This window comes from Parapedobacter sp. (genome assembly GCF_053550995.1).
Genome location: NZ_JBMQOC010000058.1, coordinates 1 through 21,646 on the forward strand (window position 1 = coordinate 1; position 21,646 = coordinate 21,646).

General features: G+C 51.6%; 19 protein-coding genes. 10 read left to right on the plus strand and 9 right to left on the minus strand.

The genetic code is table 11. The features are described 5' to 3' along the window. The 4 genes from ACO1NT_RS08320 to ACO1NT_RS08335 all read left to right on the plus strand — a co-directional run. Nucleotides 1-1,762 (plus strand): RagB/SusD family nutrient uptake outer membrane protein (locus ACO1NT_RS08320; RefSeq protein WP_449048106.1); only part of this gene is annotated, 1,762 nt, incomplete at its 5' end. A gap of 35 nt (nt 1,763-1,797) precedes the next feature. Continuing rightward, nucleotides 1,798-3,156, plus strand: coding sequence for a DUF5126 domain-containing protein (locus tag ACO1NT_RS08325; protein ID WP_449048107.1), 1,359 nt, complete (start codon nt 1,798-1,800; stop codon nt 3,154-3,156). A 28-nt stretch (nt 3,157-3,184) separates the two neighbouring features. Continuing rightward, nucleotides 3,185-3,874, plus strand: a complete 690-nt coding sequence (locus ACO1NT_RS08330; RefSeq protein ID WP_449048108.1) for a DUF4998 domain-containing protein — start codon at nt 3,185-3,187, stop codon at nt 3,872-3,874. A 21-nt stretch (nt 3,875-3,895) separates the two neighbouring features. Further along, on the plus strand, nt 3,896-4,918 hold the full coding sequence (locus ACO1NT_RS08335) for a hypothetical protein (protein WP_449048109.1): 1,023 nt from the start codon (nt 3,896-3,898) through the stop codon (nt 4,916-4,918). A 7-nt stretch (nt 4,919-4,925) separates the two neighbouring features. Here the strand turns inward: ACO1NT_RS08335 and ACO1NT_RS08340 are convergent, their stop codons facing one another. The 3 genes from ACO1NT_RS08340 to ACO1NT_RS08350 all read right to left on the minus strand — a co-directional run bounded on the left by ACO1NT_RS08340 (nt 4,926) and on the right by ACO1NT_RS08350 (nt 10,074). Beyond that, entirely contained in the window at nt 4,926-6,167 is a 1,242-nt protein-coding gene (locus ACO1NT_RS08340; protein ID WP_449048110.1) for a PepSY-associated TM helix domain-containing protein, read from the minus strand. A 78-nt stretch (nt 6,168-6,245) separates the two neighbouring features. Then, nucleotides 6,246-7,616 (minus strand): hypothetical protein, encoded by a 1,371-nt coding sequence (locus ACO1NT_RS08345; protein WP_449048112.1) that lies wholly within the window; start codon nt 7,614-7,616, stop codon nt 6,246-6,248. Nucleotides 7,617-7,626: 10 nt separating this feature from the next. Next, on the minus strand, nt 7,627-10,074 hold the full coding sequence (locus ACO1NT_RS08350; RefSeq protein WP_449048114.1) for a TonB-dependent receptor: 2,448 nt from the start codon (nt 10,072-10,074) through the stop codon (nt 7,627-7,629). A 91-nt stretch (nt 10,075-10,165) separates the two neighbouring features. Here ACO1NT_RS08350 and ACO1NT_RS08355 point away from each other — a divergent pair, with 91 nt between their 5' ends. After that, a complete protein-coding gene (locus ACO1NT_RS08355; protein WP_449048115.1) occupies nt 10,166-11,158 on the plus strand; it encodes a helix-turn-helix transcriptional regulator in 993 nt (330 codons plus the stop codon). Here the strand turns inward: ACO1NT_RS08355 and ACO1NT_RS08360 are convergent, their stop codons facing one another. The 3 genes from ACO1NT_RS08360 to ACO1NT_RS08370 all read right to left on the minus strand — a co-directional run bounded on the left by ACO1NT_RS08360 (nt 11,159) and on the right by ACO1NT_RS08370 (nt 14,014). Beyond that, complete coding sequence (locus ACO1NT_RS08360) at nt 11,159-12,169, minus strand: endonuclease/exonuclease/phosphatase family protein (protein ID WP_449048116.1); 1,011 nt, start codon at nt 12,167-12,169, stop codon at nt 11,159-11,161. A 90-nt stretch (nt 12,170-12,259) separates the two neighbouring features. After that, nucleotides 12,260-13,405, minus strand: coding sequence for a hypothetical protein (locus ACO1NT_RS08365; protein WP_449048118.1), 1,146 nt, complete (start codon nt 13,403-13,405; stop codon nt 12,260-12,262). 15 nt (nt 13,406-13,420) lie between these two features. Further along, nucleotides 13,421-14,014 carry an RNA polymerase sigma factor gene (locus ACO1NT_RS08370; protein ID WP_449048119.1) on the minus strand — a complete coding sequence of 198 codons (594 nt, stop codon included), beginning with the start codon at nt 14,012-14,014 and terminating at the stop codon, nt 13,421-13,423. A 158-nt stretch (nt 14,015-14,172) separates the two neighbouring features. Between ACO1NT_RS08370 and ACO1NT_RS08375 the strand changes: the two genes are divergently transcribed. The 4 genes from ACO1NT_RS08375 to ACO1NT_RS08390 are packed head-to-tail and all read left to right on the plus strand — an operon-like array spanning nt 14,173 to nt 16,928. Then, complete coding sequence (locus ACO1NT_RS08375) at nt 14,173-15,015, plus strand: COG4315 family predicted lipoprotein (RefSeq protein ID WP_449048120.1); 843 nt, start codon at nt 14,173-14,175, stop codon at nt 15,013-15,015. 40 nt (nt 15,016-15,055) lie between these two features. Then, nucleotides 15,056-15,433: a hypothetical protein gene (locus tag ACO1NT_RS08380; protein ID WP_449048121.1), complete on the plus strand. Its 378-nt coding sequence runs from the start codon at nt 15,056-15,058 to the stop codon at nt 15,431-15,433. After that, nucleotides 15,430-15,969: a YceI family protein gene (locus ACO1NT_RS08385; protein WP_449048122.1), complete on the plus strand. Its 540-nt coding sequence runs from the start codon at nt 15,430-15,432 to the stop codon at nt 15,967-15,969. The genes ACO1NT_RS08380 and ACO1NT_RS08385 overlap by 4 nt, the downstream gene beginning before the upstream one ends. 11 nt (nt 15,970-15,980) lie before the next feature. After that, nucleotides 15,981-16,928, plus strand: a complete 948-nt coding sequence (locus tag ACO1NT_RS08390; protein ID WP_449048123.1) for a DUF5777 family beta-barrel protein — start codon at nt 15,981-15,983, stop codon at nt 16,926-16,928. A 67-nt stretch (nt 16,929-16,995) separates the two neighbouring features. On the opposite strand, the gene ACO1NT_RS08395 is transcribed toward ACO1NT_RS08390, so the two are convergent. From ACO1NT_RS08395 to ACO1NT_RS08405, 3 genes are read right to left on the minus strand one after another with little or no spacing between them, the layout of a single operon-like run. After that, nucleotides 16,996-17,220, minus strand: coding sequence for an AtpZ/AtpI family protein (locus ACO1NT_RS08395; protein WP_449048124.1), 225 nt, complete (start codon nt 17,218-17,220; stop codon nt 16,996-16,998). Beyond that, the gene (locus ACO1NT_RS08400; protein WP_449048125.1) at nt 17,192-17,623 is read right to left on the minus strand and encodes a bactofilin family protein; all 432 of its coding nucleotides are present in this window, start codon (nt 17,621-17,623) and stop codon (nt 17,192-17,194) included. Before ACO1NT_RS08400 ends, ACO1NT_RS08395 begins: the two co-directional genes overlap by 29 nt. Before the next feature lie 32 nt (nt 17,624-17,655). Further along, complete coding sequence (locus ACO1NT_RS08405; RefSeq protein WP_449048126.1) at nt 17,656-18,540, minus strand: M23 family metallopeptidase; 885 nt, start codon at nt 18,538-18,540, stop codon at nt 17,656-17,658. Between the two features lie 240 nt (nt 18,541-18,780). On the opposite strand from ACO1NT_RS08405, the gene porW reads away from it, so the two are divergent. Continuing rightward, nucleotides 18,781-21,624, plus strand: coding sequence for a type IX secretion system periplasmic lipoprotein PorW/SprE (gene porW / locus ACO1NT_RS08410; RefSeq protein WP_449048127.1), 2,844 nt, complete (start codon nt 18,781-18,783; stop codon nt 21,622-21,624). The last annotated feature ends 22 nt before the right edge of the window (nt 21,625-21,646 follow it).

Sequence of the window (21,646 nt, forward strand, 5' to 3'; positions counted from 1 at the left end):
ACATGTACCCGGTACCGTATTGATGTTCTTTAATGGAAATAACACCATCAATCCGTATATGAATTTCTGGGATGGTCAAAACGGGGCGAGCGAGAATATCTGGCAGGGCATCCGCCACTGCAACGTTTTCCTGGAATATATCCAAGTAACAAACGGTGGCCCGCGCGACCTGGACGAGATGGTTCGCGAACAGTGGATTGCCGAAGTGAAAACCATCAAGGCCTACCTGCACTATTACCTGCTACGCCTGTATGGACCCATCCCGATTGTGGATGAAGTTATCCCGATCTCGGCAAAGGGCGATGAGCTGGCCATCTACCGCGAGCCGGTAGACCAAGTGGTGGATTACATCGTGGGCACGCTGGATGACGCGATTGAAACGCTACCCGAGCTCAACCAACTGGACGTGGTGAGCGAGTATGGCCGGTTTACCAAAACGATTGCACGCTGTATCAAAGCCAAGACGTTGGTGCTGGCCGCCAGTCCATTGTTTAACAACAACAACTATTATAGTGGGTTTAAGGACAACCGGGGTGTAGAGCTGTTTCCCAATGGCAATAGCGCGGAGCGGTGGGCGCGCGCACTGCAAGCCTGCGACGAGGCCGTACGTTCGGCGGAAGCCGATGGCGCAAGCATATTGATTACTACGGATGGTGGAGCTGGCGCCATCCGGGACATCAACAGCACCAATATCAACGATACCACCAAGGCCATGGTGAGCTTGCGGCAGGCGATTACCGAACCGTGGAACGCTGAAATCATCTGGGGCACCAACGAAAGCACCCGGCGGCTGCAGCAATTCAGTACCATGCTCAGCAACGACGAATGGTTTAACCTGGCCGGATCGGGTGGCTCAGATATCGGGCAGCGGCAGTCGCCCACGGTGAACGTTGTCGAACAGTTTTATTCTGCCAACGGCATACCTATCGATGAGGACGCCGATTGGCAAAATAACGGTTGGTATGAAAACCGGTATGCCACCCAACTTCCGGATGAAGAACACCAAAAGTATTTTATCAAGGAAGGCCAGGAAACGGCCATCCTGCACTTCCACAGGTCGCTACGTTTTTATGCCTCCGTGGGTTTCGATGGCGGTATCTGGGAAGGCCGGGAAAAGCCGCTATCGGAAGCCTCCTTCGCCAACATGATGCGTTATTTCGGCAGTGGGTTTAAGCATGGGGAAACATATGGGTTTTATCCGTACGCCGGTTATCTGGCGAAAAAGTTGAGCCATTTGGCAACGACCTATACCGCTACCCGGATTACGCTGATCGATCAGCCATATTCGTTTCCGATTATTCGGCTGGCAGGGATGTATCTCTTGCTCGCCGAATGCCTGAATGAAGTCGGCGGCCCCGACGCAACCGACTCGCAAGGCCATAACGCGTACCATTACCTGGACGTGATCCGGGCGCGGAGCGGTATGGAGGGCGTGGTTGACAGCTGGAGCAAATATGCGTTGCCCGCCTACCGGAACAAACCCAATGATGCCAATGGCTTGCGCGATATCATCCGCCAGGAACGATTGAATGAGTTGGCCTTCGAGGGGCATTACTACTACGATGTACGGCGCTGGATGACGGCCGAGGAATTGTTCAACCAACCGATTTTGGGCTGGAATAAGGAAGGCGAGAATAAGGCTGATTTTTACAATATCCGCGTACTGTTGCAACCCCGGTTTTCGATGAAGGATTACCTGATGCCCATTCGGACGAATACCCTGTTGCAAAACAGGAATTTGGTGCAGAATCCGGGTTGGTAATTGTCGATCCTAATAGTTGATAAAAAGATATGAACATGAATAGTGCTATAAAGTGTATGCTGGCAATGGTTATGGCCGGTTCGATTTTGTTGTCGGGCTGCAACGATACCTACTTGGGTGTGGAACAGCTCAAAACAGATGGTCAAGCTCCCGGGAGCTTGGTTGTCGGCGAGGTAACCCCCAAACCGGGAGCCTTGGAGATTCAATTTAAACTGCCGAAAGGGGAACCTGATATTGCGCAGGTGGTGGCTTCGTATACCAATAAGCGCGGAGAGCTTGTGGAATTCGACGTGTCGCGGTATAGTTCTTCTATCCTGGTAGAAGGATTTACCGGAACGGATGAAGTGACGGTCGCATTGGTGTGCATCGACGCCAGTGGGAACCGGTCGGAAACGACGTTGGTAAATGCGGCACCGCTGCTTTCGCCAGTGGAACAGGCATTGACGACGATGACGGTCGAGCCGGCATTCGGTGGGGTCAAGGTCGACTGGGAAAACAAGAGCGCACAGCCGTTTGCCATCCATGTGCTGACAGAAGACACACTGCAAAAAGGGGTGGCCTCATTACAGGAAGATCCCAGCAAGACCATTTATAACAGCGACTCGGTGAATACCACGGCTTACCTGCGCCAGTACCCATCCGTCGAGCAGGAATTCGGTTTTGTGATATCGGATAAATGGGGGAACCGCACGGATACGTTGATCCATTCGTTGGTGCCGTATGAAGAGGTGGAAATCGATTATGAAAAGGTCGAAGCCGTTTCTTTTTTCAACCCTACGCTGTACGCCGGCAGTCGTGATTATGGTACCTATGGGGTGAACGGCTCGACTGGGATTCAGAATGATGGGAATTGTCATGGAGCCAATTTCGCACCGCAAACGATGTTCAATGGCAACCGATCGGGAAATCAGTTCTATGGTTATAAGTTCGTGAAAAACCTCACCGATTCGGACCCCGCAAACCGCGAGACCGTACATGATTTCTATGTGACGTTCGACCTGAATATGGATGTGCGGCTCAGTCGGGTGAAAATATATCCACGGACAGGCCTTGCCTATACTTATTCTCGGTCCAGTGTAAAGCGTTTCCGCATATGGGGCACGAACGATGCCAATACGCAGCGATGGGAGAAATTTCCAGAAACCTGGACGCTCATCGGTGAATATGTAGGCCGGGAACCTGCCAACCTGGCCAGTTTGACCGACGAGGAAATCGAATATTTCAACACGAAACAGGAATACGCCATTGCCGAAGGCAACGTTAATCCGGAGGGGCAGCCCACCGCAAGTTTCCGCTATATGCGGATTCAGCTGATGGAAAGCTACAACGCGAATGAAGCGTTTTATACGATTAACGAGTTTCAGATGTTCGGCGAAGTGCTGAACACCTACTAACCATATACGGTCTTTAAATTGAAGAGGAATGAAAAGCAAATATGTTTATATAACCGCCCTGTTGATGGCCTTCGTTTACGCCGGCTGCGAAAATGCCAACGAGCTACTGGATCAGCACCTTAAGGACGGACCTATTGTTTATGCCGGCAAAATCGACACGTTGGACATGCAGTCGGGGTATTACCGGCTGCGTGTGAATATCTATCCGGCGGAAGATGTAAACCGGTCGCATTGCGTGCTGAGTTGGCAGGTAGCCGGTGGGGAGCGAGATTCGGTAACGGTTGACTATGTGGAGGCAAACTACGACGAGGAACGCGACTGCTACTACACCACTATATCGCTTTCAAACATTGAGGGCAATCTGCAGATCGACGCGGAGAACGTGGATACGTTTGGCAACCGGTCGTTGGTCACAAACAAAGGGGCTTTTATTTATGGAGACAGCTATGTGTCCACCTTAGTGAACGCATCTGTGAACTTTTTGTCTGCTACGGACGAGATTACGTTCGAGCAGAAAATAGGTGCGGTGGGCAACCTGGTGAGTTACGAACAGACCAACGGACAGTTTACCGAAGAGGTACTGGTACGGGACGGACGTTTTCCGCTTATCGATGCAAAAAGCGGCGGAATCGTCCGGAGCAAGACGCGGTACCTGATTACGGAAACCGATATCGATACGTTGGTGGCACCGGAATACTTAGAGACGATAATCCCTTGATCTTATAACCTTTAAAAGTATATGAAGAAGCTATTTTTGACGGTATTGATGCCCATCATGGCGCTGGCCGTATTGGCGCAAACCGAGGTTCGGCGAACAGACGGAACGAATGAAGCCGTGGAAACTTGGCGTGAGTTCGGTAAAACCAGCCCGCTGGTGCTGGATAGCGAGAGGCTTTCGCTGCTCCACACGATGGAGCAGTATTCAGATAGCTTTCCCCATACAGCATTTAAGGCGTACCTGACTATGCCCGAAGCGGAGGCTGAAGCGATGGAACGCGCGGTGCCAATACTCTACGCTTATCGGGCAGGTTTTGATAAAACCCTCCATGAAGTACAGCATGTGAAAGTAAAGAAGGGAACCGCACGGATTTGGTTGCTTTATAATATGGGACTTATTGTCAAAACGCCCTCCGGGTGCTTTGGGATTGATATAGACCATCGGCTAGCGGAACAGTTGGCACCTTACTTGGATTTTCTCTGCATTACGCATCGGCATGGCGACCATGCCAACGCCAAGCTGATTGCCGCAATGAAGACGCTGGGTAAGCCGGTATTGACCAATTTCGATCAAGAAAGCGGCGAATACCTTTCGACTGAACCAACGCATTATGAAATCGGGAACTTCAGTATCCATACGGCGTTGGATAATCATTTGGCTAATGAGAAGCTGCCCAAATTTGTGACCATTTACCGGATTGATTGTGGCGAGGATACAGGGGATTTTTCGATACTACACTGCGGAGATGCGGGTTTCAACCCGGAGAATTTCACGAATGTGCAAGGCCCCGTTAATCTGGCCGTACTGCGGTGGGGAGCACCGCGGGAGAGCAATATTCTGGGCACCGGTACCGGGCAGGTAAAGGCCGATTATGCGGTCTTATCCCACCTAATTGAGCTGAGGCATCAGCCTTATCCCCATGGGCAGGCTTCGATTACGAAAACGCTGGAGCACCTGCCTACCGTGAAGTGTGAGCAGACCATCATGCCCTTCTGGGGAGAGCAAGTCGTGTGGAAAAAGGGTAAACTGAGATCAGGGCGGTGATTAACCATCAACGCCGTTTCTTCATTTTATTAAGCCAGATCATCGTTCCGGTAATGGGCAGGGTGGTGGCTACCAAACACGCGAGAAAATAGAGCAGCTTGGTGAACGGGCCATATACATTGCCCACATGCAGTGCTTTGATGGAACTTGCCACGCGCTCATTGAATGGTTTATCCCGGAATATGGCTACTTCCGTCACTTTGGCTGTTGTAGCATCCAAGGTCACCTGGTCACTGGCCGCCGGTGCAAAAAAGCCTGTTCGGTTTTTCCGGATGGATAAGGCCGCAGCTCCGTCCTGTGGCAGGGACAACTGGTAATCGCCCATGTAGGGTAGCGCCACATCCGTAGCTGCGAGGTAAGCCGAGAAGGGGAGAAGCGGAGTGGAAGCGGCCTGGTCAGCCCGTGCCCCGGCATCCGTTTTGACGGCGGTGCTTGCGGAACGTCCGCGTTGCCCATCTCCGCCACGTTGTGCCGGTTGTTCTTGGTACGTGCCCAATGCCTTTTGGAGGCCCGTTCGGTACCAAGGGAAGGACCATTGTGGCCCGGTGATGCCCATGACGAATAAGAAGATAAGCGAATAGAAGGCCAAGGAATTATGGAGGTCGTGGTTAATGCGCTTCCAGTTGGCGCTCCACTTGATGGCAAGCCCTTGGCGCCAGTTTCTCAGCTTTTGCGGAAACCAAATAACCATACCCGTTAAGACGCCCAGTGTAAATAATATCGTAGCGGCACCCGATAGGTAACTGCCCAGCTTCCGGTTGGGTAAATCACCGATGAGGGGTTCTTCTATCCGGTCGAGCAGCAGCCATCGGTGCAAACTGAATAACATTTGCATAAATTCGTCGGTTTTGGTCACTTCCTTCGAACTGCCCGTCACCGCCCCGGTATATGGATTGACGTAATAGATGGTGCCGCGGCGGCTGTTATCACCCTCCACGCGTGCGGTGAATGTATAGGTACGCGCCGGGTCTGCCGGTATGCCTACTGCCGTGACCGTACCGCCGGACAGCTCGGTAATTTTCGGGAGCAGCGACTCGGCGGGGATCCGGTCGGTATCAGCGGGTACCGCTACCTGATGGAGATGGGGTGCTGCCCATTCACGCAGTTCGGTATTATAAGTGTAGATGGTGCCGCTGAAGCAGATGACGACAACGACGATGCCGCTGATGAGACCTACCCATAGATGGATGTCGTTGAACAGCTTCCGGGTCTTTTGCCAGGTTGTTTTTTTGCGTACTTTCTTTGCCATGGTCGTTTAGTTTGGAGCCCGAAAAGCGATGTCCCGGATCGTTTACGTTCGACCCGGGACACGGCCCTTTTTATTTGCTTAGTAAACCCCGATGTATTGGTTGCCCGTTTTGTTAATCAATTTGGCACCCACATTCATCTCGCCGGTATCGGTGTTGAAAATGTAAATGTTGCCGTCTTGTCCAATTGGGGCCACGGCGATATATACATCGTTACCGTCAATACCTATGCTTTGGATTTGACGGAAATTCAATGCTGTTTCGTTCGGAATCGAATATTTTGTGCCGGTTCCGTTGTTCAAATCAATCCGTGCGATATGCCCACTGGTACGGTCACCTTCCTCATCCACCAGGCTATAAACGACAAACCCGATACCATTACCGGCATATTTCCACGCTTCGATATGGGAGCCCGTTACGCCCAGGGCCTGGTCGAGGCTAAATACGTAGTCTGGATCGTAATCGTCCGTATTTTTACTGATCCGTAATATTTTGGAACCGCCCCCGCTTATGCCTTCGCCCGTGGTGGCTTGGTATACATGGCCATCGGTGCCCACGTATTGCATGGTACTCCGGTAGCCATTGGTGCTACCGCGCGTCTGGCTGGATGTAATCACCTTGGGGTTTTTTAATGAGGGGTAGTCCAATACGATGGTTTTGGCCCAAGCGGCCGGGGCATCATTGTCGCGGTCAAACTCGGGCACACCATCGTCGCCAAGGGTATACGATATGGGGTTCAGTTTACGTACACCTGCGCCAATATATACCTTATCCTTGGCTTGGTTTACCACGGGCATATCGATGCGCCAGATATGGTATCCAGCAGCTTCTTCCGCCTCCGAAAGCCTCAATTCGAACGAGGTGTTTGCGGTGATTTTGGGATCGTTGAGATCCAGCGTAATCGCATCGATCTTCGTGGAGGTATACTGGTATACAATGTTTGGGAGCTCTCCGATATAAACGGCGTCGTTGGCGGTTCCGCGCACAGCCACGCCTACACCTTCGATGGCCTTTAACCAGCGGGGCGAGGTGCTTACATAATCCGCAGTAGCGACTTCCGGACCATCAGGCCGAAAATCTTTTCCACCGTGTACAGCATATTTATTGAATATCCCACCATCATCGCCCACATATTGGATGTTGTACAGGAACTTCCCGTCGGCAGAGGCCTGTAGCCGGGCTGTCCGCTGGGATTTTACATGCATTCCATCATCGAAAACATTAATGGATACATTCGGGTCTTTCGCTTGTTCGGGCGTTACGCTGTATACCATCGTGCCTCCGTTGCCGTCACCGGCCTCATCGTCCATCATTGCACCGGAAATGGTGATCCACCGATCCGATTCGCCCGGCCTGTCTATACCCGGTCCGCTATCTTTCGCGCAGCCGCCAATGGCAAGGGCTACGATGGCAGCACCGAAAAGTGCATGTTTCATCTGTTTTTTATTCATCTTACTGGTGTTACTTATTAAAATTATTGATTGTGTATGTAAGTTTCAAATAGGCGGCCCTGCCGGGTTTCTGTACGCCGAAATTGTCGTATATTTCATTATTCAAGATGTTCTTCAGGTCCACACTCACGATGAGTTTACGGCTCGGGAACCGGTAGCTTGCGCCTACATTGTGCAGATACTGGGCGGGCGTAATGAACCAATCGGATTCCGGCCATACCGTTCGGAACGGATGTACGTATCCAAGGGTGTAAAACAGGTTCAACTCTGACGCTTTCTGGATGACATGATGGAACCGATAGTGTATATTGGCGTTTACCGTAAAGAAGGGCTCGTTTGGAATTTGTGTGTTGTAATAAGTCATCCGTTGGCCGGTTTCGGGATCAAATTCCTGTTTGAATAACGAATTGAACTTGGAGAAATTGACCATGGCGGTGAGGTCATCTCGATAACGATAGGAAATCTCGCCTTCAAAACCTAATGATTGGGATAATCCGAGATTTATGTACTGCGTCTGTTCGATCTCTTGCTGGCTAATGAGTTCGTTTGTTTGTGGCATGATCCGGTCTTTCACATTGCGCCAGAATACGTTGCCCGAAATATCCACTCCGTGTTGGTCAAACCGGAATGTACCCAATCGCAAGCCAGCGTTGTAATTGTCACTTACTTCGGGCTGTATAGCCGGACTGGGGAGCACGTTCTGATCTGGGTTGCCGAAAATTTCGTTATCGTGCGGCATACGCACGGCCCGTTCGGCCGAGGTAATAAGTACGGTTTTTGGGGTAATGGAGTAGGATACGGCTAGCCCATATCCGGTATTGGAACGGCTATCCTTAATTCGGTTTTCGGTAATCACCGCCTGCCCGTTGACCACCGACCCCTTGTAGGTTAAGCTTTCCAGCGACTGCTGGTAGATCTTGGCAAACACATTGGTGCGCAACCGGCCCTTGAACGTTTGTGCTTCATAATTGAACGACAGGACATTTTTGGAAAGGCCATTGGTGCTTTTTAGTGCGTCGCGTTCCGTTGGATTCAGAAGGTCGCTGTCCTCCCGATCTACCGTGTAGAATACATGGTTCAATGATAGGCGATGACCCGCAACGACCTCATAACCCAGATTCGTTCGGATGTTGGTGATATGGCGATCGATGTCGGCGATGGTGGGTTCGCCTTGCTGCGCCCCATCCGGTCGGCGCACGGGGTTGCCGTTCAGGTCCATCCGGATGGTGCCGTCCCAGTTGTACGCCCACGGGATGGTATCTTGGATATATGTATTCCGCTGGCTGTAGACACCGTTAACGTTCAGGCTCAGCCCCTTGGTAAACAGGTCACGTTTGCTATAATTTAAGCTCAGTACGTGGGCTTGGGCTTCGGCCGTCCGGCCCATGTAAGGGGTGCCCATGGTTTGCCCATGCTGGATTTCATTATAGGAGTCGGAGATGTTGTATCCGATCAGGAAAACGTCCGCCCAATTAACATCCGTGTATCCGAACTCCGCTCGTCCGCCTAATGTCCGGTACCCGTCGAAAAAGCGTTTCGTCCGAAAGTTCCGGACCACTACACCGTTCGGTTCGATGTATTTCGAAAATTTACCCCATTGTTCGTAATCGTTGTCGGTAGCGGTGTAAAACCCCGAAACCTTTGTTGTGAACCCGTTCTTCGGATTGCGATACTGGCCGCTCAAATCGGCCTGTAGGGTATTGAATGACCCGTAAGATACCGCGGCGGTCAAACTGTTGGCGGAGTTTCCCTTTTTCAGTACGATATTGATAGCACCGCCAAGGAGATCGCCCGATAAGTGCGCTGGCAGTACACCTTTGTACACCTCTATCCGCTCAATCATCGCCGGCGGGATGTTGTTCAGGTTGAACGACGACCCATACGTGGATATCTCGATGCCATCAATGAAAATGCCGACGGACCTCCCTGTCATCCCGTTGAGGTTATATTCAATCTCTAATCCTAGTCCGCCGCTTTGGCGTACACGTACGCCCACGGTGCGGTCCAGTAATTCGTTGGTAGTCAGATTCCGTACGGAAGCTTCTTTGGTTTCTACAACGGCTACGGCAAAGCCTTGCGTCTCGATTTCCCGTTTTTCTGTGTTACGCGATACCGTAGCCTCGTCCAGTTGGGTAGCCTCGTTCTCGGTCGCAACGACATCTTTACGCTGGCGGGGCCGGTTGATGGCTACCCGCGTTTCCACCGGCTGGATTTCCAGCGAAGTGACCGCCAATGTATACGCACCATAGGGTACCCCCGATAGGGTATAGAGGCCTCGCTCGTCGGTCATGGTTCCCCGGTTGCTCGGGCTGAGTGTAATCGAGGCGCCCGCCACGGGTTGCCCCGAAGTGGTAGATACCGAACCCGAGAGCACACCGGTTTGTGCGTAGGCCAGCGGGGTGGTGAGAACGAACAATGCAAAGGAAAAACAGCGATAAATAGATTTCGCAGGAATCATTATTTGTATATAGTCTAAATAACGTATATTTGGCGCAAATATAGGGTTACGTGTGGCCTGAAAATTATAGAAAACGGAATTTCACTTATAAATGGCGGAATTTATAGACGAGGTTGTCGGATTAACGCATCAGGGATTGGCTGATGGAGATCGTCGAATGGAAGGACCGGCGGGTAGCCAGGTGACGATAAGTCGTTCGGGAACGTTCCGTTATTACCGGTTCCATATGGCGGATGCTGTCCACCGTTTTCAGGTGCTGGCGCAGCCGCGATCGGAGGCCCGCTTGATTTATGTGGCCAAGGGCAAGGGCGTCCGGGTCGGTTGCCATGGTCCGATGAAACTGTTTTCGAACGGTGAAAGCAACTGTTCTCTGGTAAAAGGTGGGTGTACGCAAGACATCGCCTTTGACGGGGGGGATACCTGTGAACTGTTCGTGCTGATTGTCGAGGTTCCGGATTTCCCGCTGCCTGTGTCCAGTGGCCCGTCGTATCTCCGCAAGTTCTTGCGTACCGATACATGTACCTGGTTATTGGACGGGAATGGCATGGTGCTGGGGATGCGAAAGGTTGCGGTTATCCAACAACTGCTTCACGAAAAGAAGCCGGCATATTTACAGCCTGCCTATACCCAGTTGAAACTGGCCGAACTATGGGTGCTCTTCCTGGAACGGACGGATACCCTGGATAATAGGGGACGTTCCGTGCAACTGCGTCCCGACGAGTTGGAGCGGATGCAAAAGGTAAGGGATTTGTTGCACGACCAACCTGCCCAATCTTATTCGTTGGTTGGCTTGGCTCATACGGTGGGTACCAATGAGGCCACACTGAAGAAACAGTTCAAAGCGGTTTACGGTACTACGGTATTCGGTTACCTCACTGCCCGGCGCATGGAGTTGGCGAAATCGTTGTTGCTTGCCAAGGAACTAAAGGTGGCAGCGGTGGCCCAAGAGGTCGGTTATAAATATGCTTCGCATTTCACTACCGCTTTCCGGAAGCATTTCGGTATACTTCCAAACCAGTTGCTACGGGTATGCATGCCCGTATTTTCCGTGTTGGGCCAGCTTGAGGCCGGCAGTGTGCTTTAATTACGCGGTGCCTAATCCGAAATCGGCCAATACCGGAAGATGGTCACTCAAGGCAAATCCATTCGGGTCGTCGTTGTTCATCCGGAAGCTTCCTTCATATAAAGGACGGCATGCAATGATTTGATGGGCTAGCCTACCGGCACAATAAATGTAGTCGATCCGCTTGGCGGGTTTAATGGCATTGGCCGTAAAGCCATCGCCTTGGCCAGCCGCTGTAAATGCGTCGACCAATGAACCGCTGTTTAAGCGCCTGTATTCCTCGGTGTCCGGCCTATGGTTCAGGTCGCCCTGGAGGAGGATGGAGTCCACATCGCCGGCATCATGCGCGACGGCTGCCAGCATCGCCGCGATTTCGTCCAATCGGATGCGGGTATCGTTCTCTTCTTTCGCAAAAGGCCATAAGTGGGCGGAATGGACAACGATGGATTTACCGTTTGGCAATCGAAGTTTCGCTTTCCCCCAGTGCCGGGTGAATAGTTCCTCTAGGTCATGGCGCTTGTCTGCAAATGGTCTCGTTTCGGAGCTTAGGATCTCAAAATTGGTGAGAATAGCTCCTGGGTAGTTCCCCGAACCATTTTTGCCGCCAGGAAAGAATGCATACGCCATGCCAAGTATCTTTGCCATTTCCGCAACGGTTTCTTCATCGGGTCCCTCGGAAAAATTGATGATATCGGGCCGGTACAATGCTAACTCATGCATAATCCGCATAGGGACTTGGTCCAAATCTCTTGCTGCTTTAATTAGCGTGCTCTGATCGCCGGGGGGTAAGCCGCGACCATTAATGCCTTTATACCCAATGCAACCATTGAAGACATTATACGAAATCGACCGGATTATTTTTGTATCGGTGCCGAAGGGGTTCTTAGCTAAAGCACCATGGCGCGCTTGTTCAGCGAAAGCAGCTTTCGTTGAAGAAAGTAAACTTAAACCAAGAAGCGATAGCGCCGATTGTTTTAGAAATGTCTTTCTGGTCGTCATGGATCCGGGTACTGTTTTGCTGTTTTTATACATATGCTGAAACTCGCTGTGAGAAATCAGTAATTGGCACTGGCTATTAGCTCTGCCAAAAGTACGGAATGTGACGGAAAGACGCAAGGTCGGTTACTGTTTTCTGAAACGTGTGAGGTCCACATCGGCGGATATGGCCACGCCGGAGGAATAAAGTTTGATTTTGCCATTGCCGATCCCTGTCAGCGGTATTTTGACGAATGGCTGTACGGTAAGGTTCACGGCACCACCAAGTTGACGGCGATAGCCCAGCGATAAGTTGGCTATGCCAAGTATGTGCCTGTTTTGGTTACGCAGCGTAAGTTGTTTCAAGTCGCCATATTGGTGCGGTGGGTAAGTATAATCATAGGTTTCCTTGAGCATCAGGTAGCTGGATATTCCGGTAGAAGCAAACCAGGTAGCACGCTGCTGCCGTGCGATGTCGACATTGATATTCACCGGAATATCCAGTACGTTGCAATCGGCATCCACCGTAATCGGTGTGTATTTAGCGTAAAGCGGGTTGCCCGCGGGGCGATAGTCCGCAAAATCGGCTTGGTATATTTTTTTAGCATAAAGTATACCGGCGCTGATACTGAGCCGGCCATTGAGGTGATAGGTAGCCATAAGTCCCAAATTGCCGCTAAGCTTACCACGGAAAGGCTGCGAGCCCGATAAGTCGGGGGCTGCGATGATGCCCAGTGTCCATCCTCGATTCCGAATGCCGACGGTAGGTATCGGTTGGTTATCGGCGCGTGTATACGCTTTTCGAAGCGAGCGCATCGGCAATGCCGTGGCTATGTGTTGCGGTTCGCGGCGGTAAAGATCATGGTGAAAGGCGGCCGAGGTCAACTCATGTAATCGAACCGGTGTAGGGGCAAGGAGCGACTCTTCACCGGCTGGTTGTGGGTGCGCGATGGGTATGGATGGATGCTGACGGTCGGGTACTGTCGATTGGGTTGGATTGGCGGAAGCGGGTCCACTGGGCGTGGGCATGACGGGTTGCGGCGGTGTGGTCGGCTGCTGCGATACGGCTTGGTGTTCAGGACGTGCTACCTCCAGTTCATGCCCGTTGAATAGCAAAATGGCTGCGATGGCCGCAGCGGCAGCTATCCCACTGCCGATGCCGATCAGGAGGGGCCATCGCCTGCGCGGATGCATTTTCCGCGACAAAGTAGTCCAGGCGCCCTCATCGAAAGGGATGTCGGCCTTGTTTAACCCGTCCCTGAAAAGTTTATCTATGGGGTGTTTCTCTTCCATTTCACATTCCTTTTGCTACCGCTTACCTGCCGTTTGCCTGTGTGGCTCGTTTAGGTGGCCTGGTGCCGAGGCGTCCGCCAACAGTTCCTGTAGTCTTTTGCGCGCTTTATGCAAATTTGATTTTGATGTATTTACGGTGATACCCAATAATTCCGCAATTTCCTGGTGGCTATACCCATCTATGGCATAGAGGTTGAAAACCGTTCGGTACGCTGGACTTAGCGACATGACCATTGCCAGCAAATCGTTGTACGCCAGGTTGTCATATATACGTTCGCTATCGCTGATGTGTTCGTATGCTTCGATTTCGTCGTGTTGTGCAAATTTGAGCGAGGACCGGTAATAGTCAATCGCCGTATTGGTGATGATCTTGCTTATCCAAGTCTTGAACGGTTTGGATGCATCGTAATGTTCAATACGGTTGAATATTTTCAAGAAGCTTTCGTTCAGGATATCCGATGCCTCATCCGAATGGCGCGCATATCGCCGGCATATCCCCATAGCGAAGCTATAGAAATACTTGAACAATGCATATTGGCTTTGCTTATCGTATTTCAAGCAACCGGCAATATGCTGTCGTACGGCCTCTTCATTCACTACTGTCGGCAAGCTACTCTATTTCGTTTATACAATAATACGGGCTTTCGGCGCAAAAGGTTGCCCGCGGCCTGATTTTTTTTTCTGCATTATTGAAGCAACCTATTTGCGGTTTGTTCCGTATTGCAAGTATGGAACTATTCAAAAGAAAATACATAATCCACAATGTTATGAAAACACATCGCAACCAATGGGTATGGTGGGCGGCTATGCTGGTTTGCTTGCCTATCGCCGCGTGTAAAAAAGACAATCCGGCGGAACCGGAAGAGAAAATGGGGATTTTTGTCAAGACCGATGCCACCTTCGGGCAAGTACTGACCGACAGCGCAGGTATGACGCTCTATTTCTTTGCGCGTGATGCCGATGGAAGCTCGGCATGTGCAGGCAATTGTGCATCGATATGGCCCGCCTATTATAGCGCGAACGCTGCTGCTAGCGGGGCCATCGAGCGCGACGATGTCGGTACCATTACGCTAGCCAATGGTTCATTGCAATCGACGTACAAGGGGTGGCCGTTATATTATTATGCCAGTGATGCTGCACCGGGAGAGATCGGTGGAGATGGGGTGGGCAGCAACTGGTTTGTCGCCAAACCCGACTATTCGGTCATGGTAGTGCAACACCAATTGGTAGGGGTAGATGGTACGCTGTATACCGAAGACCTTACGCCGGGCGAAGGCCAAACACGGCACCTGGTTGATGGTTACGGGCGTACGCTATACGGGTTTGTTCAGGACCGGCATAATGTCAATAATTTCACCAATGCCGATTTCTCAAATAACGGTGTATGGCCGATCTATGAAGCCGGGCCGGCATCGGTTCCATCGGTACTTGACCCCGCGGATTTCGAGGAAATAACCGTGCATGGGCGCACGCAATTGACCTATAAAGGGTGGCCGCTTTATTATTTCGGCCAAGACGCCGCCCGTGGCGAAACCAAAGGCGTCAACGTTCCGGCCGTCGGCATTTGGCCGGTACTGAACGCCGATTCGCCGGAAGCCACCGCGCCCTGATAGATAACGATTTATTTCTTCATTAACAGACATGATAACGATGGCACGCTGGAAAAAAATCTTATGGAAAACACCTATGCTGGTACTGATGCTCGGTTTTATGGCATGCGGGAAAGATGGGGCCCCCATGCCCGACCCCGACCCGCCCGGAAACGGAGGCGATGACGTGACGGCCGCGAATGTGACCTACACCAACTTCGTGGGCAGCTTGCTGCAGTCGAAGTGTAGCAGTTGCCATACGGGCGCCGGGGAGGGAACACCGTATTGGGTGTTCTCGGGCTTCAATTCGGTGAAAGAGAATATCGACCGGATCAATGATGCGGTTATCGTGCGCAGGGTCATGCCCAAGAATGGGAGTTTGTCTACCCGCGAACGCGAATTACTCAAGGCATGGATCGATAAGGGGGCACCGCAATGATAAAAGTATACGTTTGGTTTTTCGCAATGGTCCTGTGCTTCCGTGCGGAGGCGCAGGGCTTATTGATCGACAAGGCAAGCCGAATATCTTTTTTTTCGGAAGCGCCCCTTGAGAATATCTCTGCGGTAACCGAAAAGGCGGCGTCGGCACTCGATACCGGCCGCCGTGAAATCGCGTTCAAGGTGGCGATAAAGACTTTTGCGTTCAGAAAGCGGCTCATGCAGGAACATTTCAATGAGAATTACATGGAAAGCGACCGGTTCCCCCATGCCACCTTCAACGGTAAAATCAAGGGGCCCATCGATTGGCACCAAGATGGTACGTACCCTGTTACCGTGACAGGCATGCTGGATATACACGGCGTCGGAAAGCGGTATATGATTCCCGCGACCATCACGGTAAGGGGGGAATCGGTAACGGCTGCGGCCACGTTCAATGTGCGGGTGGCCGACCATGATGTGAAGATTCCCCGTATCGTTATCAAGAACATCGCCGAAGTGGTGGAAATAGCCGTCTCAGCGACCTACGGCAAGTAAGCTTATCAATTATGAAGACACCCCGATTCATCAAAGACATTGTTCTGTTAGGAATGCTAGCAGCCATCTCCCTCCCCATAACAGCGCAGATCGATCTGGAGGCAGCCCTCGCGGACAGTAGCGGCCATGCACAGGAAGCCGTCGAAGCTACGTTCAAGACGACACGCATCATCAACAGCCAGTCGCCCGAAACCATCCATAAGCGCGAGCTCGATTTCAAGGTAGACCATCGTTTTGGAGACATCGCAGGCGCGAATGGCGGTGCCAAGAATTTCTTCGGCTTGGATAATTCCACGGATATCAAAATCGGATTTGAGTATGGGATAACGGACGATCTGAATGTCGGTATCGCGCGCGCCAAGGGTGCTACCCAAGTAGCCCAGTTGTACGAAATGAATGTAAAATACAGGATGCTACGGCAAACGGTGGATGGCAAGGTGCCGCTATCCATAACGGGTTACGCTAGTATGACCATCCCCGGCGTAAAGGCCGATCGGCAGAACGACGGTGAAGCTACATCGTACAGGCAATTTGCCGACCGGCTCAATATCGTAGGGCAATTGATCATTGCCCGTAAATTCGGCCCGGCACTGTCGCTGGCCGTGCATCCCACGTATATCCGTAGGAATACCACGGCGGATTACGACGGTCAAGATAACCTGTTCGCGGTAGGGATTGGTGGACGGTTGAAGGTGAGCAGGCGTATGGCGCTGGTGATGGACTATTTCCTGCCGTTCCGATCACCGGCAAGCAAGGAACGGTATGCGGAAGCCATCACCGCGCTTTACAACCCCTTGGGCATCGGTTTGGAAGTCGAGACCGGTGGCCATGTGTTCAATCTTAATTTTACCAATGCCACAGCTATCCAGGAGATGCAATACATTCCGGAGACCACCTCGTCATGGACCAAAGGACAGTTCCGTTGGGGGTTTACCATCTCCAGGCGCTTTTCGTTGTAGATAGATTCGTGCCCAATGGGCTTTATCAGTATGCATTTTTATCTTTTAATATGATGACCCGTTGGACCTATCGCCGCTTCGTTACCGCCCGAATCACGGTATATATGCTGATGCACACCCCGACCAGTGCGAAAAGCGCGGTCCAGATGGGCGTATCGGCCTCGCGCGATTGGTCGATCCGATACCCAATGTAGGTGAATACACCGATGATGGCCAGCATCTGGAAGCCGACCCCGCTGAAATACGCGTATTTGCCCAGCGCTTTAGTCGGTAATCGCTTCCGGTTTTTCATTCGAAATTAGTTTCACCTCAGGCGGGTATTCGGGCAACGCCAAACTGCGGCTGGTGGTACATCGGCCATTGATGGAAGCTCCATCTTCAACGATGAAGCGCATCGCTTCGATGTCCCCATGGATCAACGCCGATTGGTTGAGTTGGAGGATTTCCTTGGCGATCACCTGGCCCTGCACGGAGCCGGAAATCTCGCCCGAACAACAGTTGATGTTTCCGGTGATGTCACCGCCGTCGCCGACCACCAGCTTGGCCGTGCAAGAGACGTTGCCATGGATGCGTCCGTCGATACGCAGGTCGCCCGTAGTAGTGATATCGCCCGTGATCTCGGTTCCGTTGGCAATGAGGTTGAAACTACTGCCCCGCGTTTCTTGTAGTTTTTCGGTTTTTTTGTTGGTAAACATGTGATAATGTCTAGGTAAATAGATGTTTCTTTTCAAAAAGCGATGTAGTCCGTGGGGTCTACCGGGTTACCGTTATACCACAACTCGAAATGGAGGTGTGGACCGGTTGTCAACGATCCTGTATTCCCGGCAAACGCTACCACTTCCCCACCACGCACAAAGCTACCAACTTTTTTGATAATTGATGCACAATGTTTATACAACGATAGCAGATTATTGCCATGCTGCACAATGACCACGTTGCCGGTTTCGGGCGTGTAAGATGCAAAAACCACGTGGCCACTTAGGGTGCTGCGCACGGGTTCGTTTTGTTTTACCGCAATATCCACTGCGTAATGCTGCTCTTGGGCACTGAAACTCGAACTGATGATTCCCTTGATAGGGCTGTAGAAAGTATAGGATGCTATACCTGTACGGGTGGGCCCGGGGTTTTCCGCCAGGTCGTATGGTGCGCCCGATTCCACCAGTTCGCGCAGGGCAAGCTCATCTTCGGAGAGGCCTAAATCTGCAGTGCCTGAAGCCGTTGGCGTAGCTGCGTCGTTTAGGGGGCGTTCTTCCTGCGCTTCTGCTGCCGTCTCACCAACGTCGCCGCTGATGACCTGTTTGATATTATTGAGGTACTGTTCTTGGGCGCGGGGTACTTGTTCCATGGAGTCGATACGGGCATATGTTTCAAGCAACGCCGTACGCTCGTACCCACTTAATGAGTTGCCAATGACATATTCGCGCAGCGACGTGGACCGGATGAGGACAATGGTTAACACAACGAGTACAATGATGGCCGACAGGGTTCCGCTTATCCAATACCATAATTTACCCCTGAAAGCCGCCTTTTCCTCAAATGTGTCTTCGTGGAGTACCACCACCTTGTACCGGGCATTAAGTATTTTCGATAGCTTATTTTTTTGTTTGGCCACAGTAATTCCTTTAATCTAAACGGGGGTGCGATAAAATGGGAGAAAGTATAAAACCATTGCGATTTTTCTGACACGGAGTGGATGGATAAATCCGATAGCTTCGTCACCTTTAAAAACAAACTGCGGAGCAATCATGAATTCCGTTAAAAACAACCAAGTTAATGAATAATTATAGGTAGACGAAAATAAATGATATTTTTGCATGTGCATTCCCAGCAAATATATTCATTTTTTCGGCACTTGTCAGCCTTTTCGGCCCTTCATATCGTTGCAGGGGCGCTGATGTGTTTTGTTTTGGCGGGGTGCGCAGCGAAGCGGGGAAAGGAAAATGAGGTCAAGTATGATATGATGGAAAACCTGACAGCCAGGTTCAATATCGTCTATCATGGCCGCAAAATTATTGCGGATGTGGCGAGCCAGAATTTTGAGTCGCATCGCGATAATTATCAAAAGTTGCTGCCGGTACTCATCGAACCCACGGAGGCTACCGCATCATCCAATACCCCATTGATGGACTCCGTCATTGGGAAGGCGCGGGATATCATCAACAACAAAACGAAAAGCAAGTACATCAATGAAGCTTACCTGCTTACCGGTAAGGCGAACCATTTGAAAGGGAACTACTACAACGCCGTGGAGTTTTTTACCTATGTGGCCAATACCTTCGCCGATATGCCCGAGTATCGACAGGCTGCCCTGGTTTGGAAGGCGCGTTCGCAGATGCAATTGGGCAATCTTACCGACGCCGGTTTGGTGTTGGATACGGTGTTTGCAGGCCTCGAGTCCGAGAAGAAATCGGTGGGGCTGGCGTTCGCTACCCAGGCAAAGTACTATCTTCTTATCCATGACGAGGCCGCTGCGATTACGATGCTTGAGCAGGCCATTGAACATACCCGGCACAAGCCCACCAAATTGAGATGGCATTTCCTGTTAGGGCAACTATTGCAGAAACAGGGTCGTGCGGAAGACGCCTACAATCACTACAGCAAGGTGGTACGCAGCAATGCCCCTTATGAAATGTCGTTTCATGCGGGGTTGAACCGTGTGTTTTTGGCAACGGCCGAAAACGGCTCAGGCGAACAACGGGTGAAATTGCTGCGGCGCATGCTGCGCGATGGCAAGAACAAGGAGTTCAAGGACCAGATTTATTTCCAGATTGCCAAAATTTTCCATGCCGATGGCCGCATAACGGAAGCGCTAGCTAATTACGAATTAGCCCTGAGGCAGGAAAGCAATAACCGTTACCAGACCACGCTCACCTATTTGGAACTGGCCGACCATTATTTTCAGGCTGCCGATTACCCAATGGCCAAGCGCTACTACGACAGCGTAGGGATGGTACTGCCGATAGACTTTCCGCAAGCGGGGGAGGTGCAACGGAAAATCGCCAATTTGGACGGCTTGATTGCCCAATTGCGTATCGTGGCCCATCAAGATAGTTTGCAATATTTCGCTGGGCTGGGTGAGGCCCAACGCCAAGTTGAGCTGGACAGCCTGATCGCTCACCGGTGGGCCCAATACCGAGCCGATAAGGAGGTGCCGGCGAAGGAAAGGTCCACAACATCTACGCGCTTCTCACCGTTTGATGATATGTTGGCGGCCACGCCAACCTATACCGACAACCGCTTTTACTTCAATAACCCCGATGCCATGGGGATGGGGCAGGCGGAATTCCGACGTCGGTGGGGCAACCGCCAACTGAAGGATAATTGGCGTTTCAGTGATATGGCTGGGAATGGTGCAGTGGCCACGGTCGGCACTACCCCCGAACTCGATGATGCTCCGCTGGAAGATACCGTTGAAGTGGATAGTGCCGCATGGGCGGCGAAGCTACGGCAAACCTACTTGGATCAACTTCCTGATACGGATGAAAAAATAGCGGCGTCCGACTCGCTCATACATGAGGCCCTGATGCGGATGGGTAATAGCTACCGTGATGAATTGCTTGATGAAAAAGCAGCTATCCGTACCTACGAGGAGCTGTTGGATCGCTTTCCAGCTACCGCAGACGCGCCACTATTGTATTACAACCTCTATCGCTTGTATGCCGATATCGATGCTGCGAAAATGGCGCATTACCGTGAAAGGCTACTTGCCGATTTTCCCGATTCACGTTACAGCCACATCGTCCGTGATCCGATGTACCTTGCCAAATTGGAGCAGCAGCAACGGGTGCTCGAACAAGCATATGAGTCGGCCTATACGCATTACACGGCACAACAATACCGCGAGGTGATCGACGAGGTTGGCCCCATACTCGATAAGGGAGCCGGCCGCCGGCAGACGTTGAGCCAACTGGCTTACCTGCGGGCATTGGCTTGGGGGAGGACATCTACGTTAGATACATTCGAAAATGCCTTGAGGGAATTGGTGACGGATTTCCCGGATGACAGCCTCATCACTCCATTGGTTAATCAACACCTGGAGTTTATAGCTACCCACCGGGACACCCTTTCTGCCCGCCAATATGCATTGCAGCCGGTCGATGAAGGCAGGGTGCGGTTTGTAGATGAACCGACCATGACCTTGTGGCCGCAACTGGTCATCAGGCGCGGTCCCGAACCACCAAGGCCGCGCCGGGAGCTGGCTGTTGCGGCGGCCGGAAGTACGGGCATAGCGGGCATGCAGGGGATTGGAAACGGGAAGGGCATAACACAACAACAACTGGCCAAAGTGGCGGAGGTAGGTGAGTTGGGGCCTAATGTATACCGCGATTTGGCATTGCTGCCCGATTCGGCAACCTATTACTTCGTGGTGAACGTGATGAATGGACGCGTCAACCTGGCACCGTCCCGTTTCGGTATCGGTCAGTTCAACCGTACACGTTATGCCGGCCAGGACATCTCCCACCAGTTGAAGACGGTAAGCGATGAAAACCAGTTGATTTATATCGGACCATTTTATAATTACGATGATGCCAAACGGTACGAAACGCGAATATTACCACTTATACCGGATATCATGAAAATCCCGGGCGACCTCTATAACACCTTTGTGATTACCGAAGCAAATTTTGGCACGTTATCTGATTTCGATAAGGTAGACGATTACCATGCCGTATATCAAGATCAATTGGATAGGTAAGTACGCATTTACGCGTGCGTTT